15 protein-coding genes are annotated in these 18,046 nt (G+C 68.5%); 7 read left to right on the top strand and 8 right to left on the bottom strand.

All coding sequences use genetic code 11. From position 1 onward, the window contains the following. The first annotated feature begins 72 nt into the window (after positions 1–72). Complete coding sequence (rlmH, locus tag EO170_RS07135; protein ID WP_016903756.1) at positions 73–543, top strand: 23S rRNA (pseudouridine(1915)-N(3))-methyltransferase RlmH; 471 nt, start codon at positions 73–75, stop codon at positions 541–543. Between the two features lie 237 nt (positions 544–780). Here the strand turns inward: rlmH and EO170_RS07140 are convergent, their stop codons facing one another. Together EO170_RS07140 and EO170_RS07145 are read right to left on the bottom strand one after the other, a co-directional pair. Beyond that, positions 781–1,452 (bottom strand): energy transducer TonB, encoded by a 672-nt coding sequence (locus EO170_RS07140; RefSeq protein WP_119128494.1) that lies wholly within the window; start codon positions 1,450–1,452, stop codon positions 781–783. A gap of 300 nt (positions 1,453–1,752) precedes the next feature. Further along, positions 1,753–2,487 (bottom strand): SIMPL domain-containing protein, encoded by a 735-nt coding sequence (locus EO170_RS07145; RefSeq protein ID WP_115677578.1) that lies wholly within the window; start codon positions 2,485–2,487, stop codon positions 1,753–1,755. 122 nt (positions 2,488–2,609) lie between these two features. On the opposite strand from EO170_RS07145, the gene EO170_RS07150 reads away from it, so the two are divergent. From EO170_RS07150 to EO170_RS07160, 3 genes are all read left to right on the top strand, one after another. Continuing rightward, positions 2,610–3,182: a Maf-like protein gene (locus EO170_RS07150; protein WP_104581910.1), complete on the top strand. Its 573-nt coding sequence runs from the start codon at positions 2,610–2,612 to the stop codon at positions 3,180–3,182. Further along, entirely contained in the window at positions 3,182–4,681 is a 1,500-nt protein-coding gene (rng, locus tag EO170_RS07155) for a ribonuclease G (protein WP_104534149.1), read from the top strand. The genes EO170_RS07150 and rng overlap by 1 nt, the downstream gene beginning before the upstream one ends. Positions 4,682–4,824: 143 nt before the next feature. Further along, entirely contained in the window at positions 4,825–8,751 is a 3,927-nt protein-coding gene (locus EO170_RS07160) for a YhdP family protein (RefSeq protein ID WP_126943664.1), read from the top strand. Between the two features lie 130 nt (positions 8,752–8,881). On the opposite strand, the gene EO170_RS07165 is transcribed toward EO170_RS07160, so the two are convergent. Further along, positions 8,882–9,637, bottom strand: a complete 756-nt coding sequence (locus EO170_RS07165; RefSeq protein WP_126943667.1) for a DUF6065 family protein — start codon at positions 9,635–9,637, stop codon at positions 8,882–8,884. A gap of 99 nt (positions 9,638–9,736) precedes the next feature. Here EO170_RS07165 and tldD point away from each other — a divergent pair, with 99 nt between their 5' ends. After that, positions 9,737–11,182: a metalloprotease TldD gene (gene tldD / locus EO170_RS07170; protein WP_119128498.1), complete on the top strand. Its 1,446-nt coding sequence runs from the start codon at positions 9,737–9,739 to the stop codon at positions 11,180–11,182. Between the two features lie 151 nt (positions 11,183–11,333). Here tldD and yjgA read toward each other — a convergent pair whose 3' ends face one another. Further along, positions 11,334–11,915 (bottom strand): ribosome biogenesis factor YjgA, encoded by a 582-nt coding sequence (gene yjgA, locus EO170_RS07175; protein WP_126943670.1) that lies wholly within the window; start codon positions 11,913–11,915, stop codon positions 11,334–11,336. A 118-nt stretch (positions 11,916–12,033) separates the two neighbouring features. Here yjgA and pmbA point away from each other — a divergent pair, with 118 nt between their 5' ends. Then, positions 12,034–13,401, top strand: coding sequence for a metalloprotease PmbA (pmbA, locus tag EO170_RS07180; RefSeq protein ID WP_119131272.1), 1,368 nt, complete (start codon positions 12,034–12,036; stop codon positions 13,399–13,401). 90 nt (positions 13,402–13,491) lie between these two features. Beyond that, on the top strand, positions 13,492–13,956 hold the full coding sequence (locus tag EO170_RS07185) for a DUF4870 domain-containing protein (protein WP_164739140.1): 465 nt from the start codon (positions 13,492–13,494) through the stop codon (positions 13,954–13,956). A gap of 70 nt (positions 13,957–14,026) precedes the next feature. On the opposite strand, the gene EO170_RS07190 is transcribed toward EO170_RS07185, so the two are convergent. From EO170_RS07190 to tilS, 4 genes are all read right to left on the bottom strand, one after another. After that, positions 14,027–15,115, bottom strand: coding sequence for a M35 family metallo-endopeptidase (locus EO170_RS07190; RefSeq protein WP_104581915.1), 1,089 nt, complete (start codon positions 15,113–15,115; stop codon positions 14,027–14,029). Positions 15,116–15,527: 412 nt separating this feature from the next. Beyond that, positions 15,528–16,403, bottom strand: a complete 876-nt coding sequence (locus EO170_RS07195) for a polyprenyl synthetase family protein (protein WP_126943672.1) — start codon at positions 16,401–16,403, stop codon at positions 15,528–15,530. Beyond that, positions 16,404–16,667 (bottom strand): exodeoxyribonuclease VII small subunit, encoded by a 264-nt coding sequence (locus EO170_RS07200; protein WP_104581917.1) that lies wholly within the window; start codon positions 16,665–16,667, stop codon positions 16,404–16,406. It abuts the gene before it with no gap. Between the two features lie 31 nt (positions 16,668–16,698). Beyond that, positions 16,699–17,994, bottom strand: a complete 1,296-nt coding sequence (gene tilS / locus EO170_RS07205; protein ID WP_126943675.1) for a tRNA lysidine(34) synthetase TilS — start codon at positions 17,992–17,994, stop codon at positions 16,699–16,701. Positions 17,995–18,046: the final 52 nt, after the last annotated feature.

The raw sequence follows: 18,046 nt of genomic DNA on the forward strand, positions 1-18,046 counted from the left end.
TAACCGCACCATGACACCGGCGTGATCGCCCCGGTTCCGATGCCCAAGCTGTGACGCGGATATCATGTGGTCATGAAATGCCGACTTATCGCTACCGGCGAGCGTGCACCGGCCTGGGTGGCGCAGGGCTTTGCCGAATACCAGAAACGTCTTTCGCACTGGATGCCGCTGGAGCTGGTGGAGATCGAACCCGGCCTGCGCGGCAAGGGCCGCGACGCGCAACGCGCGATCGACGACGAAGGCCGCCGCGTGCTTGCCGCGTTGCCGAAGAACGCCTACGTGGTCGCGCTCGACATCCCGGGCCGCCCGCTCAGTTCGGAACAGCTGGCCCAGCGCATGGAGCACTGGCGCGGGCAGGGCCGGGATCTGGCGTTCCTGATCGGCGGCCCCGAAGGTCACGCCGCCGAGGTGCTGAAAACCGCCAGCGAAAGCTGGTCGATCGGCCCGCTGACCCTGCCGCACATGCTGGTGCGCCTGATCGTCGCCGAGCAGCTGTACCGCGCTGCAGCGATGCTGGCCAATCATCCGTATCACCGCGCGTAAGCGGCATGCGCGATGGCGGTAATCCGCGCGTATCCGCTGCGCTTTCGAGATGGATGTGCGGCAAGTAGCCGGGCGCACCCTGAACCCGATCCGCGAAACCGCACGTCGTCGTGTGCACGCAAGGCGCACTGCAACGATGCGCATGCAATAGCTGAAACCGTGGCCTTGCAGCAGCCGGCTGCGCAACGCCAGACCGTGCGGCGACCGGGTATCCGGGTCGCCGCACGCGATGACGCATCAGTTCAACGAAAAGCTCACCGGCACCAGGCCATACGCCTGCACGGCCTGGCCGTTCTGCATCGCCGGCTGGAAGCGCCAGCTGCGCAGCACCTGGCTGCGTGCGGCCAGGTCCAGTGCACGATGACCGCTGCTGGTCTGCACGCTCACCTCGGCCGGGCGCCCATCGGTGCCGACCAGCACGCGCAGCAGTACCGTGCCCTGCTGCCCGGCACGCAAGGCCGCCACCGGGTAACTGGGCGCCGGCGAGCTCAGGTAGTGCAGCTGGCCTGCCTCGACCGGGCCGCTGGGTGCGGCAATCGCCGGCGCGCTGTCGGTGACTGCGTCCGTGACTGCAGGTAAGGCGACCGCTGCGTCTTCGACCACGGCCGGCTGACTGATCACCGGGGTCTGCACCGGCACCGGGACCGTGGTCGGCGGTGTGTGCGGCACCTTCGGCGTGAACTCCCGCTTGACCTTGATCACCGGCGGTGGTGGCGTCGCGATGGTGACGGGCATGACCCAGCGTTCCTTCGGTGCGGGCGGCTGCGGAACCGTCCGGTACGAGAGCGGAATCAACAACAGCCCGCCGGCCAGCAGATGCAGGGCCACCGCCGTGCTCATCGCCAGGACGCGCGAGCTGTCGATGCCTGTGGATCGGGAAGAAACCTGGGATTGCGTGCGAACCATCATCCACCTCCTCAACGGAACTGCGGAAAGGACCAGCGCGACCCGGACGCACGACACCATCCGGTAGCGTAGGTTTACCGCGCCCTTTGCATGGGCACAAGTGGTTTCGAAGCGCTGGAGGTCGGCTGGATGATTCGCCCGGTTGCCGCGATCCGCACAGATGAGTCGGCGCCGCAGGCTCGTGCGGTTCGAAGGACCGGTGGCATCGCAAGGCCAGGTACCGGAACTTGCGGCGTGCCCCAAAAAAAAACTGCCCTCGAGGAGGGCAGTCTTGAAATCACACCGAACGCGATCGCGGCTGGATCAACGACCCAGCTCGAAGGTCACGTCCAGGTTGATCGACAAGGTGCTCTCGCCCGGGGCGACCTGGGTGTCCATCTCGGCCTTGGCCGAGCGCATCGAGGCGGCCATCATCATCGGGCGCACGCCGCCGCCGCTGCGGCCTTCGGAGATGCTGACGATGCGGCGCACCTTCAGGCCCAGCGACTTGGCGTAGGTGTCGGCGCGGGCCTGGGCCTTCTTCAGGGCGGCCACGCGGGCTTCGTCATAGGCGGGCTCGGGCTGGTCGACCGAGAAGCTGGGGCCGTTGATGTCGTTGGCGCCCTGGGCGACCAGTGCGTCCAGGACCTTGCCCAGCCGCGAGATGTCGCGGACCTTGAGGCTGACGGTGTTGCTGGCCTGGTAGCCGTTGATCCTGGGCGCCTCGTTCTCCTTGTAGGTGTACTGCGGGCTGAGGTTGATGCCGGTGGTCTGCACGTCCTTGTCGGCGATGCCGGCGGCCTTGATCGCGGCCATGACCTTGCTCATCTGCTCGGCGTTCTGGCGCATGGCGGCGTTGCCGTCGGCAGCCTGGGTGACCACGCCGGCCGACAGCGTGGCGATGTCCGGGATGCGCTTGGCCTCCGCCTCGGCCGACACGTTGAGCAGGGTGCCATCGTTGGGAATGGTGTAGCTCGGAGTGGTCTGGGCGTGGGCGGTCATGGCGGTTCCGGCAGCGATGGACAGGGCCAGCAACAACGGTGTGAGGGTGGTACGCATGAGATCTCCTGGTCTGTAAGGGAAGCGTGTTGCGGGCTCGATGAACATGTTGTGAGTCGAACGCGACCACTGCCGCCCGGATCGGCAAGCGGGCGAGGAGGAGCAACAGGTATGCTGGACGGATGCTCTATCTCGCCTCCCGGTCGCCGCGCCGACAAGAACTGCTGCAACGCTTGGATGTGCCTTTCCAGACCCTGCAACTGGACGTGCCCGAACTGCGCGCCGCCGACGAATCGCCTGCGCAGTACGTGCAGCGCGTTGCGCTGGACAAGGCGCGTGCCGGCCTGGCGCAGGTGCAGGCCGGCGACCCCGCTGCGATCGTGCTCGGCTCCGATACCGAAGTGGTGCTGGGCGAGCGGGTGTTCGGCAAGCCGGCCGATGCGGACGATGCGATCGCCATGCTGAGCCTGCTGTCCGGGCGTACCCACCAGGTACTCACGGCCGTGGTTCTAGTCTGCGCACAACGCGCGCCGGTGCAGGCCCTGGTGGTGTCGGAGGTGACCTTCGCGCCACTCGATGCCGCGCAGATCGCCGCCTATGTGGCGTGCGGCGAGCCGATGGGCAAGGCCGGCGCGTATGCGATCCAAGGTCGCGCCGAACGTTTCATCAGCCATCTGTCCGGCAGCTATTCCGGCGTGATGGGATTGCCGCTGTTTCACACCTCGCAGTTGCTCACAGCCCTCGGAGCGCATTGATGTCGGAAGAGATCCTGGTCAACGTCACCCCGCGCGAAACCCGCGTCGCGGTGATCGAGAACGGCATGCTGCAGGAGCTGCATATCGAGCGCGGCTGGCGCCGGGGCGTGGTCGGCAACATCTACAAGGGCAAGGTGCAGCGGGTGATGCCGGGCATGCAGGCGGCCTTTGTCGAGCTGGGGCTGGAGCGCGCCGCGTTCCTGCATGCCAACGACGTGGTGCGTCCGGCGCCGGCGCCGGCCAGCGTGGTCGATACCGAGGAGACGCCGATCCCGCCACCGCCGGCGGCCTCGGTACCGATCGTGGAGCTGTTGCGCGACGGCCAGGACATCGTGGTGCAGGTGGTCAAGGACCCGATCGGCACCAAGGGCGCGCGGCTGACCACCCAGATCAGCATCCCCTCGCGCTACCTGGTGCTGCTGCCGCAGTCCAAGATCGTCGGGGTGTCGGCGCGGATCGAGGACGAGGCCGAGCGGCTGCGCCTGAAGACCATCGTCAGCGAGGTTTCGGCCCAGCACGGCGGCTTCGGCTACATCATCCGCACCAACGCCGAAGGGCAGCCGGCCGAGGCGCTGGCCGAGGACATTGCCTACCTGTCGCGGGTCTGGAACGTGGTCGAACGGCGCGGCCGCGAAGCACCGCCGTGCAGCATCATCTACGAAGACCTGAGCCTGCCCTTGCGTGCGGTGCGCGACCTGATCCGCCGCGACGTGGAAAAGGTCAAGGTCGACTCCAACGAGACCTTCGTGCAGCTGCAGGCCTTCGTGGCCAAGTACATGCCGGTGCTGGCCGAGCGGCTGGAGCTGTACACCGGCGACCGGCCGATCTTCGACCTGTACGGGGTCGAGGACGAGATCGGGCGCGCGTTGAACAAGCAGGTACCGCTGAAGTCCGGGGGCTATCTGGTGATCGACCAGACCGAGGCGATGACCACCATCGACGTCAACACCGGTTCGTTCGTCGGCCAGCGCAATCTCGAGGAGACCGTGTTCCGCACCAACCTGGAAGCCGCGCAGGCGGTGGCGCGGCAGCTGCGGCTGCGCAACCTGGGCGGGATCATCATCATCGACTTCATCGACATGGACGATGCCGAGCATCGCCGCCAGGTGCTGCGCACGCTGGAAAAGGCGCTGGCGCGCGATCATGCCAAGACCACCGTGTACGAATTCTCGCCGCTGGGCCTGGTCGAGATGACCCGCAAGCGCACCGTCGAGAGCCTGGAACGGCAGCTGTCGGAAACCTGCGGCCAGTGCAGCGGGCGCGGCACCATCAAGACCGCCGAGACGGTGACCTACGAGATCTTTCGCGAGATCACCCGCGCGGTACGCCAGTTCGATGCCGCGCGGCTGCTGGTGATCGCCTCCTCGAAAGTCGTCGCCCGCATCACCGACGAAGAGTCGGCCGCGGTGGCCGAGCTGGAGGAATTCCTCGGCAAGAGCATCCGCTTCCAGTCCGACGACCAGTATCTGCAGGAGCAGTTCGATGTGGTGCTGCTGTGAGGCCGGGATTGGGGAGTCGGGATTCGGGATTGGTCAAAGCCGGCTCTGGTAGCGTGGCTTGCTCCGATAATGGCGTTTGACGGCACCGTGCGCGGCTTTGCTTTAACCAATCCCCAATCTCCAATACCCAATCCCCGCCCCTGATGCCCACCCCGCTGCGCCGCCGTCTCCGTCTGTTTCGCCGCTATGCGATCACCGCCACTGCGCTTGCGCTGGTGGCGATCGCGTTGCTGGTGGGTGCGGCCAGCCAGGCCTTGCCGTTGGCCGAGCAGCGGCCGCAGCAGATCGCCGCGTGGCTGAGCCAGCGCGCCGGCCAGCCGATCGGCTTTGATCGCCTGCAGACCGAATGGACCCGGCGCGGTCCGTTGCTGCGGCTGGAAGGCCTGCGGATCGGCCCGCATGGCGAGGTGCGGGTCGGCCAGGCCGAAATCCTGCTGGCGATGTATGCCGGCCTGTTGCCGGGCCACTCGCTGACCGAGGTGCGTCTGCGCGGTCTGGCGCTGACGCTGCAACGTAGCGACGATGGCGTGTGGTCGGTGCAGGGCTTGCCGGCCGGGCGGCGTTCGGACCCGTTGGAAGCGCTGCGTCGCCTCGGCGAGATCCAGGTGGCCGAGGCGCGCCTGCGGGTGGCCGCGCCGTCGATCGGCGTGGACACCACGCTGCCGCGTATCGACCTGCGCCTGCGCGTCAACGGCTCGACCGTGAACGTCGGCAGCCACGCCTGGATCGACCTGCAGCGCGCACCGCTGACCACGGTGATCGCATTCGACCGCGGCAGCGGCGACGGTAGCGCGTATGCGCAGGCCGACCCGGCCGATCTGGCCGCCTGGGCGGCGTTGCTGCAGTTCGGCGGCATGCACGTGGACGGCGGCGGCGGACGCCTGCAGGCCTGGGCGCAGCTGCGCGCGCGCCGCATCAGCGCGGTCACCGTGAATGCGGATCTGCGGCAACTGCGCTTGTCCGGTGCGGCGTTGCCCGGGGAGTCCGCGCGCCGCACGCTGCTATGGGAGCGGCTGCAGGCGCGCGCACGCTGGCAGACCATCGACGGCGGTTGGCGGCTGGATGCGCCGCTGCTGCGGCTGGGCGCGGCGGCCAGGCCGCAGCGGCTGGACGGGTTGAGCGTTGCCGGCGGGCGGCGTTATGCAGTGGTGGGCAAACAGCTCGATGTTTCCGGCCTGATCGCGGCGGCGGCATTGAGCGAGCAACTGTCGCCTGGCTTGCGGCGCTGGCTGAGCCTGTCCCGACCACAGTTGCGCCTGGCCGATCTGCAGATTGCAGGCGAGCAGGGTGGCGCGGTGCGGGCGCAGGGCCGGATCGAGGAGCTGGGCTTCCTGCCGGTGGGCAGCGCGCCGGGCATCAGCGGCCTGCGTGGCCGGATCGATGGCGACGCGCAGGCGATTGCGCTCGATCCCGCCCCCGATGCCACGCTGCGCTTCGACTGGCCGGCCGGTTTCGGGGTGGTGCACGAGCTGCAGCTGGCCGGCAGCATCGTGGGCTGGCGCGACGGTGCCGGCTGGCAGGTTGCCACGCCGGCGTTGCGCGTACAGGCCAGGGACTACGGCGCCAACGTGCGCGGCGGGCTGTGGTTCCAGAACGATGGCAGCCGCCCGCGCATCCAGCTGGCCACGCAGCTGGACGATGTCGCCCTGCCGGTGGCGCGCAAGTTCTGGATCCGCTCCAAGATGAGCAAGGCGGCCATCGACTGGCTGGACACGGCGGTGGCCGGTGGCGTGATCACCGGCGGCACGGGCCTGGTCAGCGGCGATCTGGACGACTGGCCGTTCGACAACAACGATGGCCGTTTCGAGGCGTTCGGGCAGATCCGCGACGGCGTGATCCCGTTCAATCCGGACTGGCCGGCGATGGAGCAGGTGCAGGCCGACCTGCGCTTCCTCGGCAACGGCTTTTCCCTGCAGGGCAGGGGCGCGCTGGCCGGTGCGCCGATCGCGCGCCTGGAGGCCGGCATTCCCAGCTTCGCCACGTCCGAACTCTACGTGCGCGCCTCCACCCAGGCCGACGCCGCGCAGCTGTTGGGCATGCTGCGCAAGAGCCCGCTGGAGCAGCGCTACGGCGACACCTTGCGCAATCTGGCGGTGTCTGGCCCGGCCGCGGTGAGCTTCGATTTGCTGCGTCCCCTGCGCACCCACGGCACCGGCGGCCACCTGCAGGGCACGGTCGCGCTGCAGGGCGCCAAGCTGGCCGATGCGCGCTGGAACCTGGCCTTCGACCAGGTCAGCGGGCATGCCGAGTACCGCGACACCGGCTTTGCCGCCGAGCGCCTGAGCGTGCAGCACCAGGGCCGCAGCGGCGAGTTGTCCTTGCGCGCCGGTGGCTTCGTGCAGGACCCCGCGCAGGCATTCGAGGCGCGCTTCGGCGCCACCCTGGATGCCAAGGAACTGTTCGATCGCGCGCCGCAGATGGAATGGCTGCGTCCCTACGTGCATGGCAGCGCACCCTGGCAGGTGGGCGTGGACGTACCGCTGCCGACCCCCGGGCAAGCGGACCCGCAGGCGTTGCTGACGTTGCGCTCGGAGCTGGTCGGCACCACCCTGGATCTGCCTGCGCCGCTGGACAAGGCAGCCACGCAGCCGCTGGATACGCAGGTCAAGGTGGCCTTGCCGGTGGGCGATGGCGACATCGACGTGGCCTTCGGCAAGCTGGTCGCGCTCAAGGCCAGCAGCCAGGGCAACCAGACCGGCGTGCGCGTGGTGATGGGCACCGACACGGTCAGCGAGCGTCCGCCGGCCAACGGCCTGGTGGTCACCGGCCGTACCGCCTCGCTGGATGCGATCGACTGGATCAGCCTGGCGCGCGGCAGCAGCGCGCCGGACACGCCGCCGCTGCCGGGCCAGCCGGCAACGCCGAAGACGGACGCGGTGCCGCTGCAGCAGGTGGATGTGCAGGCCGACAGGTTGCTGATGATCGGCGGCGTGTTTCCGCAGACGCGCCTGCGCCTGCGGCCGACCCGCGATGCGGTGGCGGTGACCCTGGACGGCCCGTCGCTGGCCGGCCAGCTCAGCGTGCCCAATGCCGATGGCGCCGCCGTGCAAGGCAAGCTGAGCACGGTGCACTGGCAGCCGGTGGCCGCACCGCCCGAACCGGCCGTGCCCGAGCCGGGCGACCCGCTGGCCGGTGCGTTGCCGGAGCCGGCCCGCCGTGCGGTGGCCGAATTCGACCCGGTCTCGATCCCGCCCCTGTCGCTGGACATCGACGACCTGCAGGTCGGCAAGATGACCCTGGGCGCGGCCACCCTGCGCAGCAGCCGGCTGACCGACGGCATGCAGGTGGACCAGCTGCAACTGCGCTCCAACGACCAGAACATCGGCCTGACCGGCGCCTGGCGCGGCAAGGGCGATTCCGCCAGCACCCGGCTGTCGGCGCGGGTGGACAGCCGCAATCTCGGCAACCTGCTGCAGAACCTCACCCTGGGCGGCCAGCTGCGCGGCGGCGAAGGCCAGCTGGAACTCAACGCCGGCTGGCAAGGCTCGCCGACCGGGTTTGCGCTCGGTTCGCTGGATGGCAATCTCAAGATCGAGGTGCGCAACGGCCAGCTGCTGGAAGTGGAGCCCGGCGCCGGCCGCGTGCTCGGCCTGCTCAGCGTGGCGCAGCTGCCGCGCCGGCTGATGTTCGACTTCCGCGATTTCTTCTCCAAGGGGCTGGCCTTCAACAAGCTGGAAGGCCAGGTGCGCTTCGGCGAAGGCTTCGCGCGCACCGATGCGATCCGCATCGAAGGCCCGGCCGCCGACATCGCCATCCGGGGGCAGACCGACCTGCGCGCGCAGACCTTCGACCAGACCGTGGACGTGAACCCCAAGGCCGGCAACCTGCTCACCGTGGTGGGCGCGGTGGCCGGTGGCCCGGTCGGTGCGGCGGTGGGCGCGGCTGCCAATGCGGTGCTCGGCAAACCGCTGGGCGCGATCGGCGCCAAGACCTATCACGTCACCGGGCCGTGGAAGGATCCGCAGGTGGACGTGGTGGAGCGCGACGTGCGCGAGCGTGCGCCCGGCAAGCCGTCTGCAACGGGCGCGCCATCGGCGACGCCAGGCACGCCCGGTCGGTCGCCCCGCTGACGCGCCCGAATGCGGGCGCGCTGGCGAGTGTCGGTGCCGGTCGTCGCGGGCGCTCAGGCCTTGCCGCAAGTGGATCGAACGCAGCACGCGCGCCAGCGGGCACGTCCCGCGCGCCGACGCAGCGATGTACTCAGTCGAGCGGACTGTCGCCGTCGCTGTCGGCGCGTACGAACATCGGCAGGCGCAGGCGCGAACGGTGGCCCTGCACCGGCGCCTGATCGGCACCGGCGACGCCACGGAAATAGCCGCGTTGCCATTTCGCGCGCGCGGCGGCCGACTGCGCATCCGGCAGGTCCTGCAGAAATTGCGTGCGGCTGCGCGTCCAGTCGGCATGCTGCTGCGCCAGTTGCGGCGCCTCGGACAGAGGCTTCCACTGCGGTTGCACCTGTTCGATCAGCTGGCGCGGCAGCGGGAACAGATGGCAGAACGGCTCGCCGGCCGCAAAGCGCACCTGCCCGGGCCGGGTGAACTTCCAGTTCATGGTGAAGGTGTACGGGCTCCAGTCGGTTTCGACCAGCCCGCTCAGCGCGCCGATGCCGTCCTTGGGCCGGTTCAACGGCCCGGTGACGAACAGATCCATGCCGGTATCGGTACGAAACAGGCAGGGCACGTGGAAGGTCAGCACGCCGTAGCCGAAGTGGCTGATCGCCGGTGCCGCGGTGCCTGCATCGGCACTGATCCGGATCGCGTCCAGGCCATCGCGGCCGTCCCAGCTGGCCTCGAACCCGGCCTGGCACAGCAGCTCCCAGCCATGCGCATTGGCGATCGCCAGCGGCAGGCAGCGGTAGGCATAGCGCTGGTCGGTGGCGTCCATCCAGTCGCGCTCGTGCGGGGCGGGGCGGATGTCCAGCGTATGGCCATCCAGGACGTGGGCAATGAGCTTCATGCGCGGGCGTCGGCGTGGCGATGGGCCCGCGATGATAGCCGCGCGGCATGTTCAGCCGGACGACTTGTCTCCCCGGCGCGCGGGCCCCATCCTGACTGCATGACCGATAACGCTCTCACTCTGGCCGAAACCCGGCTGCTGCTTCCTTCCGGCCTGGACACCGGCCATCTCGACCGCACCTTCGGCGCCCTGCTGGGCCCGGGCATCGACTTCGGCGACCTGTACTTCCAGCATTCGCGACGCGAGAGCTGGAGCGTGGAGGACGGCATCGTCAAGGACGGTGCGCATTCCATCGAACAAGGCGTGGGCGTGCGCGCGATTGCCGGGGAGAAGACCGGCTTCGCCTATTCCGACGATATCCAGCGCGACGCCCTGCTGGAGGCGGCGCAATCGGCACGCGCGATCTCGCGCGAGGGCGGTGCGCAATCCACCCGCTCACTGGTGCGTGGCAATGGCCGCGCGCTGTACCCGGCCACCGACCCGATCGACGACATGGACAGCGCGACCAAGGTCGAGTTGTTGCGGCGTATCGACCAGTACGTGCGCGCGGCCGACCCGCGCGTCAAGCAGGTGATGGTGAGCCTGTCCGGCGGTGTGGACACGGTGCTGATCGCGCGCAGCGACGGCGTGCTGGCCGCCGACGTGCGCCCGCTGGTGCGCTTGAACGTGCAGGTGATCGTTGAACAGGGCGGACGCCGCGAGTCCGGCTACTCCGGCGGCGGCGGCCGTTACGGCTATGCCGACCTGTTCGCCGACGGCCGCCCGGAAGGCTTCGCCCGCGAAGCGCTGCGCCAGGCGCTGGTCAACCTGGAGGCGATTCCCGCGCCGGCCGGCGTGATGCCGGTGGTGCTCGGCCCGGGCTGGCCCGGCGTGCTGCTGCACGAGGCGGTGGGGCATGGCCTGGAAGGCGACTTCAATCGCAAGGGCACCAGCGTCTACGCCGGCCGTATCGGCGAGCGCGTGGCCTCGCCGGGCGTGACCATCGTCGACGACGGCACCCTGGACGGCCGGCGCGGCTCGCTCAATATCGATGACGAAGGTACGTCCACCCAGTGCACCACGCTGATCGAGGACGGTGTGCTGGTCGGCTACATGCAGGACACCCACAACGCGCGCCTGATGGGCGTGGCGCCGACCGGCAACGGCCGTCGCGAATCGTTCGCGCACCTGACCATGCCACGCATGACCAACACCTACATGCGCGCCGGCGAGCACGATCCGCAGGAGATGATCCGCTCGGTGAAAAAGGGCATCTACGCGGTCAACTTCGGTGGCGGCCAGGTCGACATCACCAGCGGCAAGTACGTGTTCTCGGCCACCGAGGCCTACCTGATCGAAGACGGCAAGGTCACCGCGCCGGTGAAGGGCGCCACGCTGATCGGCAACGGCCCGGAGACCATGCAGAAGGTGCGCATGATCGGCAATGACCTGGCGCTGGACGAAGGCGTGGGCGTGTGCGGCAAGGACGGGCAGAGCGTGCCGGTCGGCGTCGGCCAGCCGTCGCTATTGATCGACGGCATCACTGTTGGCGGAACGCAGGCCTGAGATGCGGGGATTCGGGAATCGGGATTGGGGATTCGCAACAGCGGGATACGCGGGGTGTGGCGGGTTCCGCCTGGGTGGATCCGGGAGCCGGGATTCGGGATTGGCAACGGCCGGGATGGCCGTTGCGGGGGTGAATGGACCGGTCAGGCCCTCATTCGTCGCTTTCCGCCGCCGGTTCGCTGTCTTCCAATCCCGAATCCCCACTCCCCACTCCCTGCTCCTGAGACAACTCGCGCAGTACCTGGAACAGCTCGCGGTAGGCACGCGGCGGCTTGTTCTTGGCGCGCTCGTGGATGGCGTTGCGCACCAGTTGACGCAGTTGCTGGCGGTTTGCCGCCGGGTAGGCTTCCAGCAGTTCGGCCAGCGCCACGTCGCCTTCGGCGAGCAGGCGTTCGCGCCAGCGCTCGACGCGGTGGATCGCGGCCACTTCGCGGCGCGCCGTGTCGCTGTTGGCATCCAGCGCATCGCGGATCGCGGCCAGCGTTTCGTCGTCCTCGCGGCGCATGTGCTTGGCCAGAAACGCCAGCTGTCGCTTGTGCGCGATATGCGAGGTGATGCGCTTGCTCTCTTCGATATGCGGGATCAGCGATTCGGGCACCGGCAACTTGGCCAGCTGCGCCGGGGTCAGCGCCACCAGCTTTTCGCCCAGGTCGAAAATTTCCAGCGCCTCGCGCCGCTGCTGGCTACGGCTGGCGCCGCGAAATTCACCGGTCTCTTCATCGCGTCCGCGCATTGCAATCCATCCAGAACAAGAAGTTATTCATCATCAGACAAGCCCGGCCATGGATCGCCGGGCTCTTGCGGAAGGACCCGCAATCAGGTCACTCGCACCATGAGACTAGGATAAAGCATTGAACGCACTCTCCTCCGAAACACCTGTCCACGACGACAGCCTGCAGCGCCTGGACGCGCTCACCGACATCGCCCAGCGCCTGCTCGAGCGCGCGCGTGCGGCCGGCGCCACCCAGGCCGAAGTGAGCTGCAGCGAAGAGCGCGGCCTGGACGTCAATGTGCGCCTGGGCGATGTGGAGACGGTGGAATCCACCCGCGACCGCGGCATCGCGGTCACCGTGTACTTCGGCAAGCGCAAGGGCAGCGCCAGCACTGCCGATCTGCAGGATTCCAGCCTGGAATCGACCGTCGCGCAGGCCTGCGCGATCGCCCGCTACACCGAAGACGATGTCGCCGCCGGCCTGGCCGACCCGGAGCTCATGGCGCGCGACTTCCCCGAGCTGGACAGCTGGCATCCCTGGGCGCTGGACGCCGACACCGCGGTGGACCTGGCGCTGGCCTGCGAGAGCGCCGGGCGCGATGCCGACGCGCGGATCAGCAACTCCGATGGCGCCTCGGCCAGCACCGGGCTGAGCCTGTCGGTCTACGCCAACTCGCATGGCTTCATCGGCCGCGAGCGCGGTACCCATCATTCGATCAGCTGCGCCTTGATCGCCGGCCAGGGCGACGGCATGCAGCGCGATGGCTGGTACAGCAGCGCGCTGGCGCGGCAGGACCTGGAGGCGCCGGAAGCGATCGGCCGCCACGCGGCCGAACGCACCCTGGCGCGGCTGCAGCCACGCTCGCTGCCGACCGGCCAGCTGCCGGTGCTGTTTGCGCCGGAAGTGGCGCGCTCGCTGGTCGGGCATCTGCTCGGCGCGGTCTCCGGCGGCGCGCTGTATCGCCGCGCCAGCTTCCTGCTCGACAGTGTCGGCAGCAAGCTGTTCCCGGACTGGTTCAATATCGAAGAGCTGCCGCACCTGCGGCGCGGCCTGCGCTCGGCCGCCTTCGACGGCGAAGGCGTGGCGACCCGGCGTTCGGCATTGATCAGCGACGGCGTGCTGCAGCGCTATGTGCTGGGCAGCTACTCGGCGCGCAAGCTGGGCCTGCAGACCACCGCCAATGCCGGCGGCGTGCACAACCTGCAGGTCACCGCCAATGCCGGCGATCTGGCGTCGATGATCGCCGGCATGTCGCGCGGCCTGCTGGTCACCGAGCTGATGGGCAACGGGGTCAATCCGGTGACCGGCGACTATTCGCGCGGCGCCGGTGGCTTCTGGATCGAGAACGGCGCGATCGCCTATCCCGTCGACGGGCTGACCATCGCCGGTAATCTGCGCGAGATGTTCGCCGGCATCGAGGCGGTCGGCACCGACGTCGATCCGCGCTCGCACGTCAAGATCGGTTCGGTGTTGCTCAACCGCATGACGGTGGCAGGCGACAGCTGAGCGCGTCTGACCAGGCTGCTGCGCCCCTCACCCGGCGCGCGCGCGTCTTGCCGCCGTGCCTGGCGGCAGCCGGCATGCGCCGCAGAGACCATGTCTTCCCGCACTGGTGGCTGGCTGAATCGTTGCTATAGTCCGCCGCACCACAACCATGCATGGGGAGACATGATGAGCGAATTCGAGTCGCACGCCGCACCGCCGCCGCCGCCGATCGGCAGCAGCACGCCGTCGGAGGAGCGCACTTTGGCGCTGGCAGCGCATCTGCTCGGCATCCTGACGTCCTTCATCGGCGCACTGGTGATCTGGCTGGTCAGCAAGGACGCCAGCCCGTCCAAGCCGTTCGCCACCGACCAGGCCAAGGAAGCATTGAATTTCCAGATCACCGTGATCATTGCCTATGTGGCTGCGGTGATCCTGACCATCGTGTCGTTCGGCATCCTGTTCTTCGTGCCGACGCTGGTATGGATCGCCAATCTGGTGTTCTGCATCCTGGCCGCGGTCAAGGCCAACAACGGCGAGCATTACCGTTATCCGTTCACGCTGCGCCTGATCAAGTAATCCGGCGCAATGGCAATGCCACAGGCCCGGCAGCGATGCCGGGCCTGTGGCGTTTCAGGCGATGACGCGGTCAGTTCTGCGCCGGGGTGTTCTCGGCGAAGTACTCGTGGCTGTCGGCATTGGTGATCGCCTGGGCCGGGTTGCTGATCGCCAGGTTGCGCGCACCGGACTGGCCATACACGCGGTCCTGGGTGCCGGCTACCGCAGTGAAGTGGCTCATCTCGTGCACCAGCGTACCGGCCTTGGAGTCGGTGCCCTGGGTCGGCGCGCTCCAGAACGCGTTGCAGACGTAGATCTCGTACGGCGCATTGGCGTAGACGTACGCATAGGCGCTGTCGGTGCAATCGCAGTTGATGGTGATCTGGCCGTTGTTCTGGTCCAGTGCGTTGTCGATGTTGACGAAGTTCGAGCTAACCCGGCTGTAGCGCGAGGCGTTGTAGGCGCCGAACCAGGTGGTGTAGCGCGCGCCGGTGCTGCCGGCATTGAGGTAGTTGCGCGCGTTCTGCGAGTAGGCGCGGGCCGCCGTGACCGCGCTGCCGGCCTGGCTGGTGCGGGTGGTGCTGCAGTTCAGGTAATTGACGCCGTTGACCACGGCGGTGGGACCGATCGCCATCCGGCGCTGCACGCCGCGGTTGACGCCATCCAGCCACACCGTCAATGGCGCGCTGCCGGCCACCGCGGGCTTGCCATCGGCGGTCTTCAGCAGGCTGCCATCTGCCAGCGAGGCGTACTGCAGCGGCGAGCTGACCCGGATGGTGTAGTTGCCGCTGGTGGACAGGTCGTAGGCGGCAGCCAGGTCGACCACGCCCTGAACGGTCTGGCCGGGCTTGAGGATGGTGAAGTCGGCCGCCTTGGGCAGGCCGCGCTTGACCAGGCGTCCGGTGTAGGTCACCGGCGCGCCATCGCGGCTCACTTCCAGGATGCCGTTGTCCAGCGATTGCAGCGGCAGCTGGTAGGTCGGTACGCGGGCGATCTGGCTGCCGTTATTGGTGACGGTCACTGCGATCTTGCCCTGGTGTCGCCCGGCCTGATCGGCGACCGGCGCCAGTTCAATGGTCAACGGGACCGGTCCGCGCACGGACTGTGCCTGCGCCGAACCGAGCACGCCAACAACGGCCAACGTACCTGCTGCAAACGATGCGAGAAAAACGTTCTTCACCAGTGACTCTCCATGTGGTCGGGGGATGTCCGCGGACGCGGGCAAGTCAACCTAGGCAGAGCGAGCAGACGCAACAAGAGAACCGATTGATGCTGTTTTTGGCCTGCTGGTGATCAAGAAACGACAAAAGCGGACACCGATGGCGACAATTCACCCGAAAATTGCGTGGCCATCCACACTTTTCGGCCAGTTTCTGAAAATGCGCGTGTGAAAACGTATGGAAAGAGAATTTACGTTCTGTGACGCAGCACATCGCCTGCGAGGCGGTGCGCGACAAAAACGCACCGTGCGCTGGCGCACGGTGTGCGCAAGGAGCGGTGTGACCGCTTGATCGGCGCAGGTGGTGAGGTGGGACGGGGGCGGTGCACGTCCACCCGGCGTGCCGGGGAGGGTGGCCAGGCCACCGGTTGCTCTAGTGCGCGCGGTCCACCGCAAACCGGCCCAGCGTCGCCAGCGTGTCGCCGGGCGCGCCGTAGGGTTGCAGGATGTCGTGCATGCGGGTGGCCAGTTCGGCCAGCTTGGCCTTGGCGCCGTCCATCCCGAGCAGGGCGGGATAGGTGGATTTGGCTTGCGCGGCGTCCTTGCCGGCGGTCTTGCCGAGCTGCGCCGAGCTCGATTCCACGTCCAGGATGTCGTCGCGGACCTGGAACGCCAGCCCCAGTGCGTCGGCGAACGCATCCAGGCGCTGCTGATCGCCGGCTGTGGCAGCACCGGTGAGCGCACCCATGCGCACGGCCGCGCGGATCAGTGCGCCGGTCTTGAGTGCGTGCATGCGCTCGAGGTCGCGCAGCGATTGCAACTGGCCGGTGGCATCGATATCCAGCGCCTGGCCGCCGCACATGCCGGCAGCGCCCGCGGCGGTGGCCAGGCTCTGCAGCCAGCCGACCCGCAGTTCCGCACTGACCGGGGCCGCAACCAGCAGCTCGAACGCACGCGTCTGCAACGCATCGCCGGCCAGGATCGCAGTGGCTTCGTCGAAGGCGATATGCACGGTGGGTTGGCCGCGGCGCAGGGCGTCGTCGTCCATCGCCGGCAAGTCGTCGTGCACCAGCGAGTAGGCGTGGATCAGTTCCACCGCCACGGCGGGCGTGTCCAGGCTGTCCTCGTCGGCGCCGAACAGCGCGCCGGTTGCATACACCAGCAACGGGCGCATGCGCTTGCCGCCGCCCAGCACCGCGTGCCGCATCGCCGCGTGCAGTCGTTGCGGCGCCATCGCCGGAGTGGGCAGGCAGGCTTCCAGCCGGCGTTCGGTACGGCCGATCCAGTGGTCAAACAACGCCGAACTCACTCAGCCGCCGTCCTGCGATGGCGGTTCGAAGGCTTCGGCCAGATCGGGGCGCGCGGGGTCGGTCAGCAAGCGCACGCGCAGCTCGGCCTGTTCCAGCGCCTGCTGGCAGTCGCGGTACAGACCGATGCCACGCTCGTAGGCCGTGAGCGATTGCTCCAGGCTCTGGTCGCCGACTTCCATCTTCTGCACCAATTGCTCGAGTTCTTCCAGCGACTGTTCGAAGCGGGCGACCGGGGAGGTTTCATTCAAGGATTTTTTGACCATCACCAAAGTGTGCGGCGCGCAGGCAGGCGGGTCAATTCGCATTGGCTCGGTCGCGCCAGTGCAAGGACGCGCCGTTGGCCTGCAGCCAGTGGCTCAATGCAGCCGAGAGGATGCGGTCGCCGGCTGCCAGCACCTGGCCGTCGGCCCACAGGATCGGCAGGCGCGCGCGTTGCCAGGGCGGTAGATCCAGCGCCTGCAGCAGGTGCTTGAGCCGATGCGAATGCGCGCGCTGCGGCAGCACGATGCGTTCGCCACCCTGGCGTGCGCGCACCAGCAGCGGTTGCGCGAAGCGCAGGCCGGCTGCGCCGTGCAACTGCAGGCAGGCGCCATCCGGCAGTGGCAGCGGGCTTGCGCCATCCCAGCACGCCTGCCACGACGCCGGCCAGGCGGCATGCGGATGCAGCAGGTACAGGCACTGGCGCCAGCGCCGCACCTGCACCTGTTGCCAGGCAAAGCAGGCTTGCCGATCCGGCGCGTCGTCGTCGATCTCCTGCTCCAGTACGGCCACGCCGTGCGCAGGCAGCGGTGGCGCCTGCGCTGCAGCCACCCAGGCGCGCAGCAGCCGCGGCCGACGTGCGGCCGGCTGTGCACGCAGGATCCGCAGATCCAGCGCGCCGGTGGTGGTCAGCAGGCCGGGCAGTTGCGCGCTGTCCTCCTGCAGCAGCAGGTCGCTGGCATCGGCGCTCAAGCGCGCGCTGCGCGCCAGTGCCTCGGCAGCTTGCGGCCAACGTTGCTGCAGCACGGGCATCAGCTGGGTGCGCAGGAAGTTGCGGTCGTGGCGGGCATCGGCATTGCTGGGGTCTTCGATCCATTGCAGGCCCTGTGCCTGCGCATAGGCCAGCACCGCGGCGCGCGCGTGCTCCAGCAAGGGACGCCACAGCATGCCGGCCGCGAATGGACGCTGGGCGCGCATCGCGGCCAAACCGTCCGGGCCCGAGGCGCGCAATGCGCGCAGCAGGAAGGTTTCGGCCTGATCGTCGCGATGATGCGCCAGGGCCAGCCATTCGCCGGGCGCCAGTGCCTCGGCAAACGCAGCGTGGCGTGCCTGGCGTGCCGCCGCTTCCAGGCCCAGGCCGCTGTCGCGCGCGACCTGCACGCGCGCGATCTGCAGGGGGACCTGCAGGGCATCGCACTGGCGCTGGCAGTGCGCGGTCCAGGCATCGGCATCGGCGTGCAGGCCATGATGCACATGCACCGCACGCACCCCCATCTGGCGATAACGCGACGTTGTTGCCAGCAGATGCAGCAGCACGCTCGAATCCATGCCGCCGCTGTAGGCGACCAGGACCGGGCCGGGCGGCGGTGCCGGTGGCAGCAATCCGGTCATCGATGCAGGTGGCTTGCTGCGCCGCTGCATCCGGGTGCGAGCGGCGACGACT

Source organism: Xanthomonas sp. BRIP62409, assembly GCF_003992965.1.
Classification (GTDB): Bacteria; Pseudomonadota; Gammaproteobacteria; order Xanthomonadales; family Xanthomonadaceae; genus Xanthomonas; species Xanthomonas euroxanthea.

Excerpts from the sequence above, each read along its gene's own strand:
- tilS (WP_126943675.1), bottom strand. The coding sequence starts at position 17,994 with ATGACCGGATTGCTGCCACCGGCACCGCCGCCCGGCCCGGTCCTGGTC.
- EO170_RS07185 (WP_164739140.1), top strand. The coding sequence starts at position 13,492 with ATGTCTTCCCGCACTGGTGGCTGGCTGAATCGTTGCTATAGTCCGCCG.
- yjgA (WP_126943670.1), bottom strand. The coding sequence starts at position 11,915 with ATGCGCGGACGCGATGAAGAGACCGGTGAATTTCGCGGCGCCAGCCGT.
- EO170_RS07140 (WP_119128494.1), bottom strand. The coding sequence starts at position 1,452 with ATGATGGTTCGCACGCAATCCCAGGTTTCTTCCCGATCCACAGGCATC.
- rlmH (WP_016903756.1), top strand. The coding sequence starts at position 73 with ATGAAATGCCGACTTATCGCTACCGGCGAGCGTGCACCGGCCTGGGTG.
- EO170_RS07150 (WP_104581910.1), top strand. The coding sequence starts at position 2,610 with ATGCTCTATCTCGCCTCCCGGTCGCCGCGCCGACAAGAACTGCTGCAA.
- EO170_RS07165 (WP_126943667.1), bottom strand. The coding sequence starts at position 9,637 with ATGAAGCTCATTGCCCACGTCCTGGATGGCCATACGCTGGACATCCGC.
- rng (WP_104534149.1), top strand. The coding sequence starts at position 3,182 with ATGTCGGAAGAGATCCTGGTCAACGTCACCCCGCGCGAAACCCGCGTC.
- EO170_RS07145 (WP_115677578.1), bottom strand. The coding sequence starts at position 2,487 with ATGCGTACCACCCTCACACCGTTGTTGCTGGCCCTGTCCATCGCTGCC.
- tldD (WP_119128498.1), top strand. The coding sequence starts at position 9,737 with ATGACCGATAACGCTCTCACTCTGGCCGAAACCCGGCTGCTGCTTCCT.
- EO170_RS07160 (WP_126943664.1), top strand. The coding sequence starts at position 4,825 with ATGCCCACCCCGCTGCGCCGCCGTCTCCGTCTGTTTCGCCGCTATGCG.
- EO170_RS07200 (WP_104581917.1), bottom strand. The coding sequence starts at position 16,667 with ATGGTCAAAAAATCCTTGAATGAAACCTCCCCGGTCGCCCGCTTCGAA.